The sequence below is a fragment of the Amycolatopsis nivea genome, assembly GCF_004522235.1.
Taxonomy (GTDB): Bacteria; Actinomycetota; Actinomycetes; order Mycobacteriales; family Pseudonocardiaceae; genus Amycolatopsis; species Amycolatopsis nivea.
This window is the reverse complement of the sequence record NZ_SDLT01000005.1, coordinates 217,236-232,631: the sequence shown is the minus strand read 5'-3', so window position 1 is coordinate 232,631 and position 15,396 is coordinate 217,236. Positions and strand designations below refer to the sequence as shown.

The window sequence follows — 15,396 nt, the reverse complement described above, 5'->3', positions numbered from 1 at the left end:
ACACATGAGCAAGGGCGGCTACTCAGCAGTGCAGATCGTCGGCATGGTGCTCACCGTCGTATCCGCACAGGCCGCGATCCGCAGTTTCTTCGACAACGACGCACGCCAATTGTGGGGCGCGCTTGACTGGGTCCCCGGCGGCTGGGGCGGACAATTAGCCGCACTGGTAGTGCTGACCCTCGCCGGGGTGGTCCTCGCCGGCTGGGCGCACGACCGCACCAAGGAGAAAAGCTGAGTCCATTGCGGACTCAATGCACCTCCGGCCCGAGCGCCGCATACGTCTCCGGACGCTTGCGTCGCAGATACTCCGCCATCGCCAGCCCCGCGACGATCAGGATCGGCAGCAACCACGGCAACAACCCGATCCACGCCGCGTCGGACCCGGCCATCGTCGGAAAATTCAGCACCGCCAGCACGATCACGCCGATCAGCCCAGCCCCGCCAAGCCCCGGCGCGACAAACGTGCTCCACCAATGCGGATCCCGCCGCTGCCGGAAGAACACCACCACCGCGATCGACGCCATCGCCTGCAACACGAGGATCGCCAACGTCCCGAACCCAGTCATCGACGACGTCAAGAACGCGACCGGATCAAGCCCAAGCACCGCGAAGATCGCCGCGACGACCGTAGCGAACCCGATCTGCGCCGCACTGGCGTTACGCGGCGAACCAGAAACCGTACGCCCCAACACCTTCGGCAACACGCCGTCCCGGGCAAGCGCGTAAATGTACCGACTAGCGGAGTTGTGCAACGCCAGCAACGCGGCGAACAGACTCACCACAAGCAACAACTGCATGACATCGGTAAGCACGGTCCCGAGCACATCCTGCGAGGTAGCCAAGAGCAGGTCCCCCGCCGCGAGATGATCCTGCGCCACGGCTTTCGCGTTCCCCACGCCGATCGCGCTGACCAGCGCAAGCGAGGTAATCGCAGCGAAAACCCCAATAGCGATCACCGCGATATAAGTAGCACGCGGCACTGACTTGTTCGGGTCGCGCGCTTCCTCGCTGAACAACGCAGTCGCCTCGAACCCGATGAAACACGTGGCAGCAAACAACAACCCAAGCCCGATAGACCCAGACGTGACGACCGCAGGCGACAACGCACTGAGCGAATACCCAGACTTCACGAGCACCGCAACGTCGAAGACAACCAGAATGCTGACCTCAAGAATCAGCGACACCGCAAGCACCTTCGCCGAAACGTCCACCCCACGACGACTCAGCAAAAACACCGCGACGACGGACAACGCAGCCCAAAACTCCCACGGCAAGTCCAAATGAAAGACCCGGTTGACGACCCCGCCCGTCAACGCACCAGAGGTCCCCACCGCCCCCGCGACGAAACAGTTGTATCCAGCCAACGCCACAAACGCCCCGGACAACCCCGCCGGACGCCCTAAGGCCGCAGTAAGATACGCGTAGAACCCACCAGCGTTGGACACGTACCGGCTCATCCGCGCGTAGCCAACACCGAACAACAGCAACACAATCCCCGCGATCAGGAATGATGCAGGCATCCCGCCGCCATTGCCGAGCGCGATCCCGAGCCCCGCGATCACCACCATCCCGGTCAACGGCGCGACCGCAGCGAGCACGAGAAACGCAATCCCGCCAGTGCCGAGCGCATTAGCGCGCAGCTGCCCTCCGACAGCCTCCGGTGTCGACTGCTGTGCCATCCAGGCCTCCCGATCCGCTACAAGGCGCCCATTTGCCCCGCAGCGACCCAGTGTCGCTTGCTAGAGGCTGAGGGCCTTGTCATCGCAGGCAGAAGTCTTGCCAATCCGCGCACCCCCACTCCGGTGAGGTTCGTGGGGCCCCCTCACAGCCGCTGATTCCCTCAGGGCCCCCCTCACGACCAGCGGCCGGTACGTGAGGGACCCCTTCACGGACCCAGATTCCCTCAAGGACCCCTTCACGACCCACTCGCCCGCCCCGCACCCACCGGGATGCGCCCCAATGCGGCATTGGGTGCGCTCAACGCACCGAACGCCACATTGGGTGCGTCACATGCACCCAATGCCACATTGGGGCGCAAGCCCCGCCACCAACGAAACCGCACCGATGCACCCAACGTCGAGGCACCCACACCGCCCCCAACCCCGATCCGAAGCCCAACTGCGGTCGGTGGGTGCTTGTCAAGGCATCTTTCCCGCCTTGACAAGCACCCACCGACCGTCAGCACAATAAAACTTCGGGGTGGCGGCCCCCCTAACGAGCGCAATGTCGCCGCCAGGCGACGAGCCGAACCCCCGGCGAACCAACCGTCCACAATAGACCAAGCCTCCATCAGCTATGCTCAACAACGTGCCAACCCCAGCAGGCAGCAAAGGAATGCCGCGCCCCGAACGGGAGCGGCTGATCCTCGACGCCGCCGTCCAGGAGTTCGGCACCCAGGGCTACGCCCACGCCTCAGTAGCCGCCATCGCGCGCCGAGCGGACATCTCCAAACCCCTGGTATACGGCTACTTCGAATCCAAAGACGGCCTCTACCTGGCCTGCCTCCACCGAGGCGCAGCCCCGCTGGTCGACGCCGTCACCGAAGCCCAAACCGGCACTGGCCTCACCCGCGCCCTAGGCACCCTCGAAGCGATCTTCCGCACCCTGGAACCCCGTCGCCTGGACTGGGCCGTCCTCTGGGACCCGACGCTGCCCCCAGGCTCCGCAGTGGACGAAGCAGCCCGCTCCTACCGCCGCAAACTCTCCACACTCGGCGCCGAAGGAACCCAGGAAGCCTTGGCCTCAGTGGGTTTCGCGGACCCCGCCGACGCCTCGCTGTTCGCCCGCATCTGGTACGGCGCGGTCGCCGCCACCGTCAACTGGTGGCTCGAGCACCCCGAGGAACCCGCCGAAACCACCACTCAGCGATGCGCCCGCATCCTCACCTCCCTGCGCGGCTGACCTCGCAATCCACCCACTCGAAGTACCCGCTCCCCGAAACCGGCCGCCCCCGAAACGCACCGGAATACGTGTACGCACCGACATAACCGCGCCCATGGCCGTACCGCAGCGGACTGTCCACAACCGCCTCCACCGCCACGACCTCCTCCGCGCCGTCCCGCACCGTCCACCGGAACCGCTCCGGAACCCGCATCTCCCGCCCCCGCGGATCAACCTCCGGCTCAGCCCGATGCTCCACCTCGACCCGCACCTCCCGAAACACCGCCGCGTCACCGCCGAGCGTGCGCAGATGCGCCAGCCGGCAAGCCGTCGCCCCAGCCGCGCGGACGTCGGTGAGCAACAACTGTGTCCGGTCATCGAGATTGATGATCTGATAGGTGAAGAAATCAATCGGCAGCTTGAACCGCTGCGGCAACGGCGAACGCCGAAGTGCTTGCGGCGAAAGAGATCGCGCGTACTCCACAGTGCAGAGACCGCCGATTTCCGTCTCACCGGTGTCGTCAGTGATCATCCCGGTGAAGGTGGCGAGCAGACTCAAGTGGTCGTAAGCCGGATTGCGCACGAACCACGAGACCTGCGGCGTCGCGGTGATCTCCAGGTCCGCCGAGAACCCGTCGTACCGCGCGTGCACCTGATACGACGGATGCGCCGCTTCGATAGCCAGATCCGAATCCCACTCCAGCCGCGAACCGTCCTCGGCGAACCGGCATTCGGTGCGCGAGTCGTAAGCCCGGTAGTGGTGGTGCCCAGGCGCGGCAGTGGACGAGAGAACGGTCGTGGTGCGGCGCGCGTCGGAGGTCGCGAGGTAGTCGTTGTCGAAACAGACCGCGCCGGTGCTGCCGATCAAAGTCATGGTGTTGAGGTAGCGGTGCGGCCGCGGCAGCTCCGGCACGAAAATGCCGTAATGCGTCCACGCCCAGGTCCGCGAGCCCGGATGCGGCCGCAGCAGACCGGGCCGGTCGAACGGCTTCGCGGACTCCTCGATCCGCTGGTCGAAGCGAGGAAGCAGCTTGTTCACCACGAACGGCGCGGCAGCGGTCAGCACGCTCATCTTTCCTCCTCAATGCCTATTACCCTAGAGTAAGTTACTCAAGGGTCAATTCGGAAGGGAGCAGACGGATGACACGGTCCTGGTGGGGTTGGGGCGACGTCGAGGAAGCACTGACCGCCGAAGAAGCGGAGGCGCTGGTCGCGCGCACGGCCGCCTTCCTGCCCGCCCACGACTTCACCGACCACGCCCCGCCCCCGCCGGACGACCTGCCGGTGCCGCCGTCCCGGCTCCGCCCGCCCACCGCGCTGGCCCGGTTGTGCTCGACCGACTGGACCGACCGGCTGTCGCACGCGCGCGGCAAGGCGTTCCGCGACGTCGTCCGGAACCTGGAAGGCCGGGTCGAAGCGGTGCCGGACATCGTCGCGCGTCCGGAATCCGAGCAGGACGTGCTCGATCTCCTGGACTGGTGTTCCACCGACGGCACGCCGCTAATCCCGTATGGCGGCGGCAGTTCCGTCGTCGGCGGCATCGAACCGCGGTTCCCCGCGCCCGCGGTGTCGCTGGACCTCGGCCGCCTCGACCAGGTCGTGGAGATCGACCGGACGAGCCGCGCCGCGCGAATCCAGGCCGGGGTGTACGGACCGGCGCTCGAGGACCAGCTCCGCCCGCACGGGCTGACGCTGCGGCACTACCCCCAGTCGTTCACGCACTCCACGCTCGGCGGCTGGCTCGCGACCCGCGCCGGCGGTCACTTCGCCACCCTGGCCACGCACATCGACGACCTCGCCGAGTCGCTGCGCGTCGTGACCCCGGCCGGAGTCAGCGAGTCGCGGCGGCTGCCCGGATCGGGGGCCGGACCGTCGCCGGATCGGTTGTTTCTCGGCTCGGAAGGCACCCTCGGCGTGATCACCGAAGCCTGGATGCGGCTGCAAGAACGCCCTCGCTGGCAAGCGAAAGCGTCAGTCAGCTTCGCCCGGTACTCCGACGCGGTGCAAGCGACCCGGGCGATCGCCCAGTCCGGCCTCTACCCGGCGAACTGCCGTCTCCTTGACGCCGCCGAAGCGTTCCTCAACACCGGCGTCCAGGCAGACGGCTTGCTGCTGCTCGCGTTCGAGTCTGCCGACCATCCGGTGGACGCCTGGCTGGACCGCGCCCTCGAACTCACCGCCGACCACGGCGGCACCGTCACCGCCCGCCGCGGCGAGTCGGGTTCGACGTGGCGTTCGGCGTTCCTGCGCATGCCGTACCAGCGCGACGCCCTCGCCCGCCGGTCGATGGTGGTGGAGACCTTCGAGACCGCCTGCACCTGGGACGCGTTCGAGACCCTGCACGAAGCGATCACGACGGCCGCGAACGCGGCGATCGCCGAGATCTGCGGCGCGGGCGTGGTGACCTGCCGGTTCACCCACGTCTACCCGGACGGCCCCGCGCCGTACTACGGCATCTACGCGACCGGACGCTGGAGCAGCACCGTCGCACAGTGGGACGAGCTGAAAACCGCGGTGTCCGAAGCGATCCTGGCCAACGGCGGCACGATCACCCACCACCATTCGGTCGGCCGCGACCACCGCCCGTGGTACGACCGGCAGCGCCCGGACCCGTTCGCCGCCGCCCTCTCCGCGGCGAAAAACGCCCTCGACCCAGCCGGGATCCTGAACCCGGGCGTCCTTCTCCGCTGACCCGTCACCGCCGCAGATACCGCAACGCCCGCGCCGCCGCGTGGCTGCCGCACATCCCGTGCGCACCCGGTCCCGGCGGCGTGGCCGCGGAACAAACGAAATGCCCGGGGACACCCACGTCATACGGCTGCAACGTCGTCCGCGGGCCGAAAACCAGCTGCCGCAGGTCTTTCGCGCCGGTGAGGATGTTGCCGCCGACGAAATTCGGGTTCTCCGCAGCGAATTCCGCCGACGACGTCGTCACCGAACCAATGACCCGCTCCCGGAAACCCGGCGCGAACCGTTCGATCTGCGCAGTGATCGCCTCAGTAGCGTCACCGGTGAATCCATGCGGCACATGCGCGTACGCCCACACCGGATGCACATCCCCGACCGAACGCGTCGGATCAGCCAGATACTGCTGTCCCAGCAAAACGAACGGTCGCTCCGGCATCCGTCCACTGTGTACATCACGTTCGCCAGCAACGACCTCCGTCGCCGATCCTCCCAAGTGGACAGTCCCGGACGCCCGCGCTTCCGGTGACCGCCACGGAATCCCGCCCTTCACCGCGAAGTCCACTTTGAACGCGCCGGGACCGTAGCGAAACTTCTCGTACGCCCGTCGAATCCGCGGCGGCAACCGGTCGCCGAGCACCTGCGCGAGAGCGCTCGGGCCGACGTCCCACACCACCACGTCCGCTCGCGGCAGCTGCGAAACCGACTCCACCCGCACGCCAGTCTCGATCTTCCCGCCGAAGTCGGCGATCAGTGCGGCCAAGGCGTCGCTGATCGCCCGCGACCCGCCCTCGGCGACCGCCCAGCCGTGCCGGTGACCAGCGGTGAGGATGCCGAGCCCGATCGCCGACGACAGCGGACGGTCGAGCGGCCGGAACGCGTGCGCCGCCACCCCGAGCCACAGCGCACGAGCCTGGGGAGTGCGGAAGTACCGGGCCAGCACGGTCGCCGGCGCGACCGTCGGCAGACCGAACCGACCCAGCAGCAACGGATGTTTCGGCACTCGCAACAGTGGCCCGAGGATGTCCTCGCTCAGCGCGTCGTAGTTCTGCGCGGGCGAGGAGAACAGCGCTGACCAGCGACGTTCGTCCGCGCCGAGCCCGGCGGCGGTGCCGGAGACCGAGCGTCGCAGGACACCGGCGGTGCCGTCGTCGAGCGGATGCACGCAGTCGATTTCCGGCAGCCGCCAGCGCAGGCCGTACCGGTCGAGCCCGAGGTCGGTCAGCACCGGGGAGCCGACCGCCATCGGATGCGTCGCGGAGCAGTGGTCGTGGCGCAGGCCGGGGACGATCGCCTCGTAGGTGCGGGTGCCGCCGCCGATCTCGTCGGCGGCCTCCAGCACCGTCACGTCGACCCCGGCGCGAGCCAGCACAGCCGCCGCGGCGAGCCCGTTGGGTCCGCTGCCGACCACCACCGCCGTAGTCATGCCAGCACGCTGCTCGTCGTCGCCGGGCTCGCGGTCCAGGTGACGGTGAGCGGGATCGGTCCGTTCGGCAGCCACGGCTGTTCGTTGACCGCGTCGCCCACCGTCCAGTGGCCGCGTTCGATCACGCCCAGCGCCGCGTCAATCACCTGGTAATGCTGCACCTTCGAGTGGATGGCCTGCGACTCGACCCACACCACGATCCATTCGCCAGGCGCGAAGCCGACCCGCTTCTGCACCGCGTTGACGAAGCTGAGGTCGTGCAGGTGCCCGTCGCCGAAGTTGAACCCGATGATCGAGTTGCAGCCGAACTCGGCCTCGCGCACGGTCCGCGTCTCGAGGTCCGGCAGGTTCTTCGCCAGCACCGAGAACAGCCCGCGGCCCTGGCTGTGCATCGACCGCCAGGCGATCGTCTGCTGCATGGTGATCTCGGCGACCTCCGCCGGATAACCCATCGCCTGCAACTGGTCGACCTGGTTCTTCGTCGGCCGGTGCGGCAGCGTGTTCAGCTTCGCCTCGGCCCCCGGCGCGAACGCCCACAGCGCCGACGCCCAGTTGCCCGCGTACTGCCGCATAGACGGCAGGAACGACACCAGGTCCGGCCGCAGATTGCCCAAGATCGGGAAGAACAGCAGCGCGGCCGCGATCACGACGGCGAGCCAGCCCGGCGTCATGTCGCCGACGCCGTACCCAGCGCTCGCCGGGAAGCCGAGGAACAGGAAGATCGCGAGGTAGCCGAAGAGAATGTTCCACTCCAGCGGCACCGCCAGCGGGAACGTGGACGTGATGAAGAGGTGGAACACCACCATCAGCGCGACCCCGGCGAGCGTGACCCAGTGATTGGTGGAGAACAGCAAAACCAGCGGCGTGATGATTTCCACCGTCGTCCCGCCGACGTGCGCCATGAACGACGCGAGCTTCGACGGACGGATATCGTTCGGGAAATTCCGGTAATGCGCGCGCTTCAACCACTTGAACGGAACACACGGACTGTTGGACACCATCGGCGGCACCACATTCGTGAAGTGCTTGCCGAACTTCGAGACGCCCGCGCCGATCCAGACAGTGCAGATCAGCAGTTTCGCGGCGATGATCATGTTCACGAACGGCAGGAAGGCGAAGAACACCAACGCGGGCAGATACTGTTCACCGCGAGCGGCGAGGAAAATTGTCTTGTCCCGCAATCCATTCAGCACGTACAGCACGATCGGCGCGATCAGCAATGCCGGACGCACGAGTCCGGAGGTGTTGCCGGGCAATGCGGCCGACAACGCGGCGTCCGGGACACCGGGAAGCACGACCGCGGTCAGCAGTGTGGCGAGGAAAGCCAGGTACAGCAGCACATCGAAGCCGTTCCGCCGGTCGCCCGCGGTGAACGGCACACGCTTCCACGGCCGCAACCGGATCGTTCCGGGCCGCGCCCAGAACAGGATCCCGCCGGTCATCGGCTTGAACTTGCCCGCGATCGGACCCCAGGAGCCGGCGACGCCGACCGTTTCCAGGAATACCGTCCACAGCACGAGCTTTTGGTAAACCACTGGTTCGTGCCACCACGCGGCGACGTCCCAGAACGGGCCGACACCGGACGTCGCGGTCGCCAACGCGACCCCGGCCAGCACGTAGAGGAAAACCAGCTTCACCACGTACGTGGCCGGAATCATCTTGGGCGAGCCGAATCCGAACTGGACCCAGTGCAGTGCGAGTGCCTTGGTTCGTTCGAACAGTGGCTTCCGCAGGAAGGTTTCCGGATCGACCGGGGGAAAGTCCCCTGTCTTGAACCCCATTGTTCTCCGCCTTTCTCCGGGCAGCATCGACCGGGCCCGTCACTGCGGGCACGGATTTTTCTTTCAGATTCGGATCAGCTGGCCGCGGCGAGTACCCGGCGCAGCGCGGGTTTGTCGATTTTGCCGACTGGGTTCCGCGGCAGCGCGGGCACGATGTCGATCCGCACCGGCACCTTGACCCTGGTCAGCCGTTCCCGGCAGTGTGCAAGCAGTTCGGCCTCGCTCGCTGTCCTGGACGGGTACAGCGTCACGGTCGCCACCGGCAGTTCGCCGAGCACCGGATGCGGCGCGCCGACCACCGCGGCTTCCAGCACCGCCGGGTGTGCGTGCAATGCGTTCTCGATCTCCTTGGGGTAGAGGTTCTCCCCGCCCCGGATGATCATGTCCTTGATGCGGTCGACGAGGACGAGGTAGCCGTCCTCGTCGAACCGCCCGACGTCGCCGGTGTGCAGCCAGCCGTCGACGATCGTGGCGGCGGTCGCATCGGGCCGGTTGAGGTAGCCGCGCATCACGTTCGGACCGCGGACCACGACCTCGCCGGGACCATCGGTCACCAGCTGTCCTCGTGGGTCCATCAGCGCGACTTCCTGCCCGGGCAGCGGAAGCCCGACGGTGCCCGGTTTACGCGGCCCAGCCAGCGGATTCAGCGTGGAAGCACAACTTCCCTCGGACAGTCCGTAGCCCTCGACGACCACCACGTCGAACCGTTCCTCGACGCGCTGGATCAGCTCGGCGGGCATCGGCGCGGCACCGCAAACCGCCAGCCGCAGCGACGAAGTGTCCGGCCGCACGGTGTCCGGCAGACCTGCCAACCGGGCGTAAATCGCTGGCACGGCAGAGAAATACGTCGGACGGACGCGTTCGATTGTGTCGAAGAAGTCGTCGGCGCGGAATCTCGCAGTGATCGTCGAGCGGCCACCAGCGAGCAGCGGCGCGAGCACGCTGACCACGATTCCGTTGACATGGAACAGCGGCAGAATCAGCAAACTGTGGTCTGCTGGGCCGAGTTCGAGCGCGTCGACGATCATTTCGGTCATCACTCGCACGTTGCGGTGGTCGAGCACCACGCCTTTCGGCTGTCCCGTGGTGCCGCTGGTGTAGATGAGCAGCGCGACCGCGTGGTCGTCGTCGGCCACCGGACCGTCGTCGGGAGCGGCGGTCGCCAGTTCCTCGACCCGCATCGTCACCAGGTCCGAATCACCGTGTCCCACCACGACTTTCGCCCGCGCGTCGGCGATCTGGAACGAGGCTTCGCCGTCGGTCAGCTCCGGGTTCACCGGCGTGACCGCGGCACCGAGCCGCCAGGCAGCGAACAACACCACCGCGAACTCGACGCGATTCGGCAGCAGCACCGCGACGACGTCGCCAGCGCCGACCCCGCGGGCCCGCAACGCGGCCGCCGCGCTGCGCACCCGCACCGCGAAACCGGCGTTGCCGAGTTCGCCGTGTTCGTCAGCGAGACACGGCCGGTTCGGGTTTCGCCGGGCCCGTTCCTCAGGCAGCGCCGCGAGGTGCATCGTCGAAGTCCTTTCCCAGTGCGGCTCAGGTGGGAAATGACGGTAAGGACGGGCCGTGACCCAGGCCATAGGCCGCAGAACCGAAGGGTCCGCCGGTCGTTGTGCCGGGGTCACAACCGCCTGCACCGAGGGGGTGAACGACGCCGCTCGCCTGTCGCTGAGGCGGTCCGGTGGTTACCCTGACCGCCATGTCCGACGCCGTCGACGCCGTCGTGGCCGAGATCGCGCACGCCATCGACGCCGACCTCGCCGCCCGCACCACCGAACTCACCGACTGGTTCGTCGAGATGATCCCGGAATTCCGGCACGACGAGACGGTCCGCAAGCTCATGATCGCCAGCACCTCGGCGAATCTGGTCGCGATCCTCGACATGCTGTCGCATTCCATCCCGCTCGACCGGATCACCGTCCCGCCCGCCGCGGCCGAGTACGCGCGCCGGTTCGCCCAGCACGAGCTGTCACTGGAGGCGCTGCTGCGCGCGTACCGGCTCGGCGAGCACCGGTTCGAGCAGTGGGCGATCGAGGCGCTGGAACGGCAGCCGAACATCGACACCCAGCTGGCGCTCGCGGTGCTCGCCGAACTGTCGCGGCGCACCAACCGCTACATCGACCAGGTCATCGAGGGCCTGATCGACATCTTCGAAACCGAACGCCGGCGCTGGAGCAGCCGCACCGGAGCCGCACGGGCGGCGCAGATCCGTCTGGTGCTCGATTCGGACACGCTGACCGAGGACGCCGCGCAGCAGTTGCTCGCCTTCCCGATGCGGCAGTGGCACTGCGCGGCCGTCGCGTGGCTGCCCGCCGAGGGCGCGGGCGAACTGCAGGCCGCGGCGCGATTGCTCCAGGAGGTGTGCGGGCGAGGTCCAGCCCTGACCATGCTGGCCGACGACCGCACACTGTGGAGCTGGACAGTCAGCACGGAACGTGACGACATCGAGGTCGAACGCCTCCACTCGGGCGTGACAACCATCGGCGGCGGCCTGCGACTGGCCCTCGGCGCGCCCGGCTACGGGCTGGCCGGATTCCGCGGCTCCCTGCGCGAGGCGGTCCGGGCACGGGCGGTCGCGGAGACCGACGAGGACCAGAGCCAGAACGTGGTGCTGTTCGACGACGTCGCGATCGCCGCCCTGCTCACCGAACAGTCCGACGACGTCTACCGCTGGATCGCGCGCGTCCTGGGAGACCTCGTCGCCGACGATCCCGGCACCGAGCAACTGCGCGAGACGCTGCGAGTCTTCCTCGACACCGACGGCAGCTACACGCACGCCGCCGCCCGGCTGCACCTGCACAAGAACACCGTTCACTATCGCGTCCGCAAGGCCGAGGAACTGTGCGGACGACCGCTCGCCGAGCATCGGCTGGAAGTGGAAGTCGCCCTGCGTGCGGCCACTTCGCTGCGCAAGCGGCTGCCGTGGAACGAGCCCGGCTGAGCCGTCAGTCCATTGTGGATTCTTTTGCCTTCGCGCGGCGCCGTGTTAGCCTGTCGCCGTGCTGCGCCTCATGACGTCCGAGCGACTCGTAACCCGGCGCGCCGGCTGAACCAGGCTGCCGGCGCGCGATGCCGGTATGCGGTTTTTGCTTCGGGACCTGGCCCTTCTTTCCCTCGCCAGAACTTCCTCCCGGAGTACGCCATGTCCTTGAGCACCTTTTCCTCCGCCCCGTACACCTCGGCCCCGGCGATGTTGGTCCGCCGCCGGATCGCGACGTACTTCGTCGGCGGCATCGACCAGATCCCCGCCTTGGTCGCGACGCTGACCCAGCACGGGAAGCTGATCCACGAGCTGTCCGTCGACGTCCGCGAGGGAGTCCGGGAAAGCAGCATGGTCAGCACGGTCCTGGTCAGCCCCGACGCACTCGACGCCCTGCTGGACGCGCTGCGGGCCCTCTCGTCGGTCGTCTCCGCCGAACTGGCCTGATCCCGCCCGCCCCGCGACCCGGCGGCAGACTGGGGTCCCCACCAGCGAAAGGCACCCCACATGCGATTGGCGGACAAGATCGCCCTGATCACCGGCGCTTCGAGCGGCATGGGCAAGGCAGCAGCCCTGACCTTCGCCCGCGAAGGCGCGACGGTCGTCGTCACCGACGTCGAAGACGCTGACGGCACCGCCGTGGCCGAAGAGATCCGCGCCAACGGCGGCCAGGCCGAATACCGCCGCCTGGACGTCACCGACGAAACTTCCTGGACCACCGCCATCGCCGCCGTCCTGGCCCAGCACGGACGCCTCGACGTGCTGGTCAACAACGCCGGCATCAGCGGCACCTTCGACCCCGACCTGACCAGCACGGCGTTCTACGACCGCCTGCTGCAAGTCAACGCCCGCGGAGTGTTCCTGGGCATCAAACACGGCGCCGCGGCGATGTCCGGCCGAGGCGGAGGTTCAATCGTGAACCTGACCTCGATCTCGGCGTCCATCGGACAAGTCGGCGTGCATCTGGGATACGCCGCCTCGAAAGGCGCGATCAAGTCGATGACCACCACCGCAGCCGTCCACTATGCGGCCGAGGGCATCCGGGTCAACGCGGTAGCCCCCGGTTTGCTGCCCCCGATGCGAACGTCCCGCGGCTCGACGGATCCGGTGTGGCGGGCGAAGCAGGTCGAGGGCGTGCCGATGGGACGGACTGGGGAGGTGCAGGAGGTCGCTGACGTGATCCTGTTCCTGGCCTCGGCAGAGTCCTCGTATGTAACCGGAGTGGAAATCCTGGCTGACGGGGGTTATACGGCCCAGTAGGCGGCTGTTTTGGACGCTGGGGCTCCTGAGGGAGGCGGCGGGAGTCCCAGCGCCGTGAAGGTGACATCGTGCCGCCGCCTAGCCGCTGTCTCGCACCGACTCCTGTTTCGGCCTGGGCTTCCCCGACCCGCCCTCTGACCACCGCTTGTCCCTCGCCCAACCGGCGCTCAGGACCTTCCGACCCCTCCGCCTCGCGCCGATCCCAGCGGCCGATCACGCCCGCTCCGAAACGGCCCCGATTCGCCCACAGGTCATCGCTGGCCTCGCCCTCCGACACCCGCCTCCTCCCGCAGCCCCTCCGCCTCACGCCACCTCGTCCCACCGCCTCGCATCACCTTCTCCCGCTGCTCCTCCGCCTCACGCCACTCATCCGCCTCCCGCAACGCCTCCTGCCTTCCTCCGCCTCGCACCAGTTCCTCCAGTCCTCCAGCCGAGCCCTTCGCACCCACCCCTGCCCACCATCGAACTCCGCTGCCGTGATCCCCGCATCTGCCTCAACCGGCCGTCACCGACCGGCCCGCGCGGTACGTTCACCGGACCACCCCCGGGGTGGCGAGACGGAGGCGAAGCCGGTGGAACTGAGGCAGGTCGAACACTTCCTGGCGGTAGTCCGGCACGGCAACTTCACCCGCGCCGCCCAGGACGTGCACGTCGTGCAGTCCGCGCTCAGCGCGTCCATCCGGAAGCTCGAAGCCGACCTCGGCGCGGAACTGTTCGACCGCACCACGCGCCGGGTCACCCTCACCCCCGCGGGCGAGGCCCTGCTGCCGCTGGCCCGCCAAATTGCCGCGGACGTCGACTCCGCCCGAGGCGAGGTAGCCGCCGTGACCGGCCTCGCGCGCGGCCGGGTGTCGATCGGGACCATCCAGACCCTGACCGTCATCGACCTGCCCGCGAAGCTGGGCGAATTCCGCGTCCGCTACCCGGGAATCCGGCTGCGCGTCCGGGAAGGCACCATCCCCGGGCTGACCGCAGCAGTGTCCGACGGCGAACTGGATCTGTCCTATGTGGGCGGTCCGCTGCCGGAGGAGCTGGCCGAATTCGCCAGCTGGCAGCAGAACCTGGTCCTGCTCACCCACCCCGGACACCGCCTGTCGCCGCGCCGCCGAGTCCGGCTCGCGGAACTGGACGGCGAACCTTTCGTAGATTTCACCGGCAGCGGCCTGCAAGCCCTGGTTGACCGAGCTTTCACCGAGGCCGGTGTCCGCCGCGATCAGGTCTGCGAGGCGACAAACGTCCCCCTGCTGATCGACCTGGTCGCGGCCGGCCTAGGCGTCACCGTGGTCCCAGAGCAGGTCGCCGCCCGGTCCGGGCTGCCGTTCGCCCACCTCACCCAGCCAACGCTGTCCCGCACGATCTACCTGACCGGCCGCTCGGCAAACCTCACCAACCCGGCGGCACGGGCGCTGCTGGCCCACCTCCTCGCCTGACCCCGCGCACCGGCGCGAGCACCAACGCGAACCCAACCAACCCCAACACCAGAGCGACGGTCGTCAACCCGGTAATCCCGGCAACGAACGCCAACGCGAACGCCCTCCCGCCAAACCGCCGCAGCAACCGGACAACATCCCGAGTAGCTCCGTCGACCTGCTCGACCTCGACTGCCAGGTTGATGCTGGCCGCCGAGCCGACGTCAGTCGCAGACCCGGCGCTAACCGCCGCCTCGACGCCGACCATCGGATTGGCGCTGGGCACCCGGCGGTCGCTCGCCACCGGCTCACCGCAAGCCGACGGGTCGACGTTGGCCACCAAGTCGCCGTCGGACGCAGGCTCGGCACTAGCCACCAATTCGACGTCGGCTGCAAGCCCGGCGCTAGCTACCGATTCGGCACCGGCCGCAGATTCGGGGCCAGCCGCAGATTCGATCTCGGCCACAAACCCAGCTCTAGCCACCGACCCGATCTGGTACGCAAGCCCGGTGCCAGCCACCGACTCGACGTGCGCCGCGGGCTCAGGGCTCGCCACCGGCCCGACGCCGACTGCCGACTCGACCTGCGCCGCGGACTCGGGGCTCGCCACCGGGCCGACGGCCGACACGTCACGCGTCGCCTCATTGACGCTGGCCGCCACGCAATCACCCGCCGCCGCGAGGGTGGCGTCCTCAGGTGCGCTCCCACGCTCGTCTGTCGCGCCGAGGGCAGCGCCGCATGGTGCGATCCCGCGGGCGTCCACGTCTCCCCCACCGACTAGGCCGGTTTCGGTGTCGGCGGACCGGTCCGTCGACACGTCGCCGTCGAGGTGCCGGTCGTCGTTTCGGCCGGAGTTCTCGGCGGGATCGTCAGGCGCAGACGTCATGCGCTGAGTATTGGCGTGCGTCGACCTCCCAGTCCAACACCTGTTTTCGCTGCGATTCAGCGATGAAATCGATCGCCCGCGCG

General features: G+C 68.1%; 13 protein-coding genes. 7 read left to right on the top strand and 6 right to left on the bottom strand.

Features of this window, described 5'->3' with window-relative positions; translation table 11 throughout:
- The first annotated feature begins 4 nt into the window (after positions 1-4).
- The gene (locus EIZ44_RS08415; protein WP_134728170.1) at positions 5-235 is read left to right on the top strand and encodes a hypothetical protein; all 231 of its coding nucleotides are present in this window, start codon (positions 5-7) and stop codon (positions 233-235) included.
- Positions 236-248: 13 nt separating this feature from the next.
- On the opposite strand, the gene EIZ44_RS08410 is transcribed toward EIZ44_RS08415, so the two are convergent.
- A complete protein-coding gene (locus tag EIZ44_RS08410; RefSeq protein WP_134728169.1) occupies positions 249-1,679 on the bottom strand; it encodes an APC family permease in 1,431 nt (476 codons plus the stop codon).
- Between the two features lie 628 nt (positions 1,680-2,307).
- Here EIZ44_RS08410 and EIZ44_RS08405 point away from each other — a divergent pair.
- Positions 2,308-2,901, top strand: coding sequence for a TetR/AcrR family transcriptional regulator (locus EIZ44_RS08405; protein ID WP_238604402.1), 594 nt, complete (start codon positions 2,308-2,310; stop codon positions 2,899-2,901).
- On the opposite strand, the gene EIZ44_RS08400 is transcribed toward EIZ44_RS08405, so the two are convergent.
- The gene (locus tag EIZ44_RS08400) at positions 2,882-3,952 is read right to left on the bottom strand and encodes a DUF6670 family protein (RefSeq protein ID WP_134728168.1); all 1,071 of its coding nucleotides are present in this window, start codon (positions 3,950-3,952) and stop codon (positions 2,882-2,884) included. The two genes, EIZ44_RS08405 and EIZ44_RS08400, sit on opposite strands and share 20 nt — an antisense overlap.
- A gap of 68 nt (positions 3,953-4,020) precedes the next feature.
- On the opposite strand from EIZ44_RS08400, the gene EIZ44_RS08395 reads away from it, so the two are divergent.
- Positions 4,021-5,571 (top strand): FAD-binding oxidoreductase, encoded by a 1,551-nt coding sequence (locus tag EIZ44_RS08395; RefSeq protein ID WP_037817037.1) that lies wholly within the window; start codon positions 4,021-4,023, stop codon positions 5,569-5,571.
- Between the two features lie 4 nt (positions 5,572-5,575).
- Here the strand turns inward: EIZ44_RS08395 and EIZ44_RS08390 are convergent, their stop codons facing one another.
- The 3 genes from EIZ44_RS08390 to EIZ44_RS08380 all read right to left on the bottom strand — a co-directional run bounded on the left by EIZ44_RS08390 (position 5,576) and on the right by EIZ44_RS08380 (position 10,289).
- On the bottom strand, positions 5,576-6,991 hold the full coding sequence (locus EIZ44_RS08390; RefSeq protein WP_134728167.1) for a phytoene desaturase family protein: 1,416 nt from the start codon (positions 6,989-6,991) through the stop codon (positions 5,576-5,578).
- Positions 6,988-8,772 carry a DUF3556 domain-containing protein gene (locus tag EIZ44_RS08385; protein WP_134728166.1) on the bottom strand — a complete coding sequence of 595 codons (1,785 nt, stop codon included), beginning with the start codon at positions 8,770-8,772 and terminating at the stop codon, positions 6,988-6,990. Before EIZ44_RS08385 ends, EIZ44_RS08390 begins: the two co-directional genes overlap by 4 nt.
- A 74-nt stretch (positions 8,773-8,846) precedes the next feature.
- Complete coding sequence (locus EIZ44_RS08380) at positions 8,847-10,289, bottom strand: class I adenylate-forming enzyme family protein (RefSeq protein ID WP_037817039.1); 1,443 nt, start codon at positions 10,287-10,289, stop codon at positions 8,847-8,849.
- Positions 10,290-10,477: 188 nt separating this feature from the next.
- Here EIZ44_RS08380 and EIZ44_RS08375 point away from each other — a divergent pair, with 188 nt between their 5' ends.
- The 4 genes from EIZ44_RS08375 (at position 10,478) to EIZ44_RS08360 (ending at position 14,448) form a co-directional block, all read left to right on the top strand.
- Positions 10,478-11,719: a PucR family transcriptional regulator gene (locus tag EIZ44_RS08375; protein WP_134728165.1), complete on the top strand. Its 1,242-nt coding sequence runs from the start codon at positions 10,478-10,480 to the stop codon at positions 11,717-11,719.
- Between the two features lie 201 nt (positions 11,720-11,920).
- The gene (locus tag EIZ44_RS08370; RefSeq protein ID WP_037817040.1) at positions 11,921-12,205 is read left to right on the top strand and encodes a hypothetical protein; all 285 of its coding nucleotides are present in this window, start codon (positions 11,921-11,923) and stop codon (positions 12,203-12,205) included.
- A 60-nt stretch (positions 12,206-12,265) separates the two neighbouring features.
- Complete coding sequence (locus EIZ44_RS08365; RefSeq protein ID WP_134728164.1) at positions 12,266-13,018, top strand: SDR family NAD(P)-dependent oxidoreductase; 753 nt, start codon at positions 12,266-12,268, stop codon at positions 13,016-13,018.
- 572 nt (positions 13,019-13,590) lie between these two features.
- Entirely contained in the window at positions 13,591-14,448 is an 858-nt protein-coding gene (locus tag EIZ44_RS08360) for a LysR family transcriptional regulator (RefSeq protein WP_037817042.1), read from the top strand.
- Here the strand turns inward: EIZ44_RS08360 and EIZ44_RS08355 are convergent.
- On the bottom strand, positions 14,402-15,313 hold the full coding sequence (locus EIZ44_RS08355) for a hypothetical protein (RefSeq protein ID WP_134728163.1): 912 nt from the start codon (positions 15,311-15,313) through the stop codon (positions 14,402-14,404). The genes EIZ44_RS08360 and EIZ44_RS08355 overlap by 47 nt on opposite strands.
- Between the last annotated feature and the right edge of the window lie 83 nt (positions 15,314-15,396).

Coding starts and splice junctions, on each gene's coding strand:
- EIZ44_RS08390 (WP_134728167.1), bottom strand. CDS start 6,991: ATGACTACGGCGGTGGTGGTCGGCAGCGGACCCAACGGGCTCGCCGCG.
- EIZ44_RS08365 (WP_134728164.1), top strand. CDS start 12,266: ATGCGATTGGCGGACAAGATCGCCCTGATCACCGGCGCTTCGAGCGGC.
- EIZ44_RS08375 (WP_134728165.1), top strand. CDS start 10,478: ATGTCCGACGCCGTCGACGCCGTCGTGGCCGAGATCGCGCACGCCATC.
- EIZ44_RS08385 (WP_134728166.1), bottom strand. CDS start 8,772: ATGGGGTTCAAGACAGGGGACTTTCCCCCGGTCGATCCGGAAACCTTC.
- EIZ44_RS08355 (WP_134728163.1), bottom strand. CDS start 15,313: ATGACGTCTGCGCCTGACGATCCCGCCGAGAACTCCGGCCGAAACGAC.
- EIZ44_RS08380 (WP_037817039.1), bottom strand. CDS start 10,289: ATGCACCTCGCGGCGCTGCCTGAGGAACGGGCCCGGCGAAACCCGAAC.
- EIZ44_RS08415 (WP_134728170.1), top strand. CDS start 5: ATGAGCAAGGGCGGCTACTCAGCAGTGCAGATCGTCGGCATGGTGCTC.
- EIZ44_RS08370 (WP_037817040.1), top strand. CDS start 11,921: ATGTCCTTGAGCACCTTTTCCTCCGCCCCGTACACCTCGGCCCCGGCG.
- EIZ44_RS08400 (WP_134728168.1), bottom strand. CDS start 3,952: ATGAGCGTGCTGACCGCTGCCGCGCCGTTCGTGGTGAACAAGCTGCTT.
- EIZ44_RS08410 (WP_134728169.1), bottom strand. CDS start 1,679: ATGGCACAGCAGTCGACACCGGAGGCTGTCGGAGGGCAGCTGCGCGCT.
- EIZ44_RS08395 (WP_037817037.1), top strand. CDS start 4,021: ATGACACGGTCCTGGTGGGGTTGGGGCGACGTCGAGGAAGCACTGACC.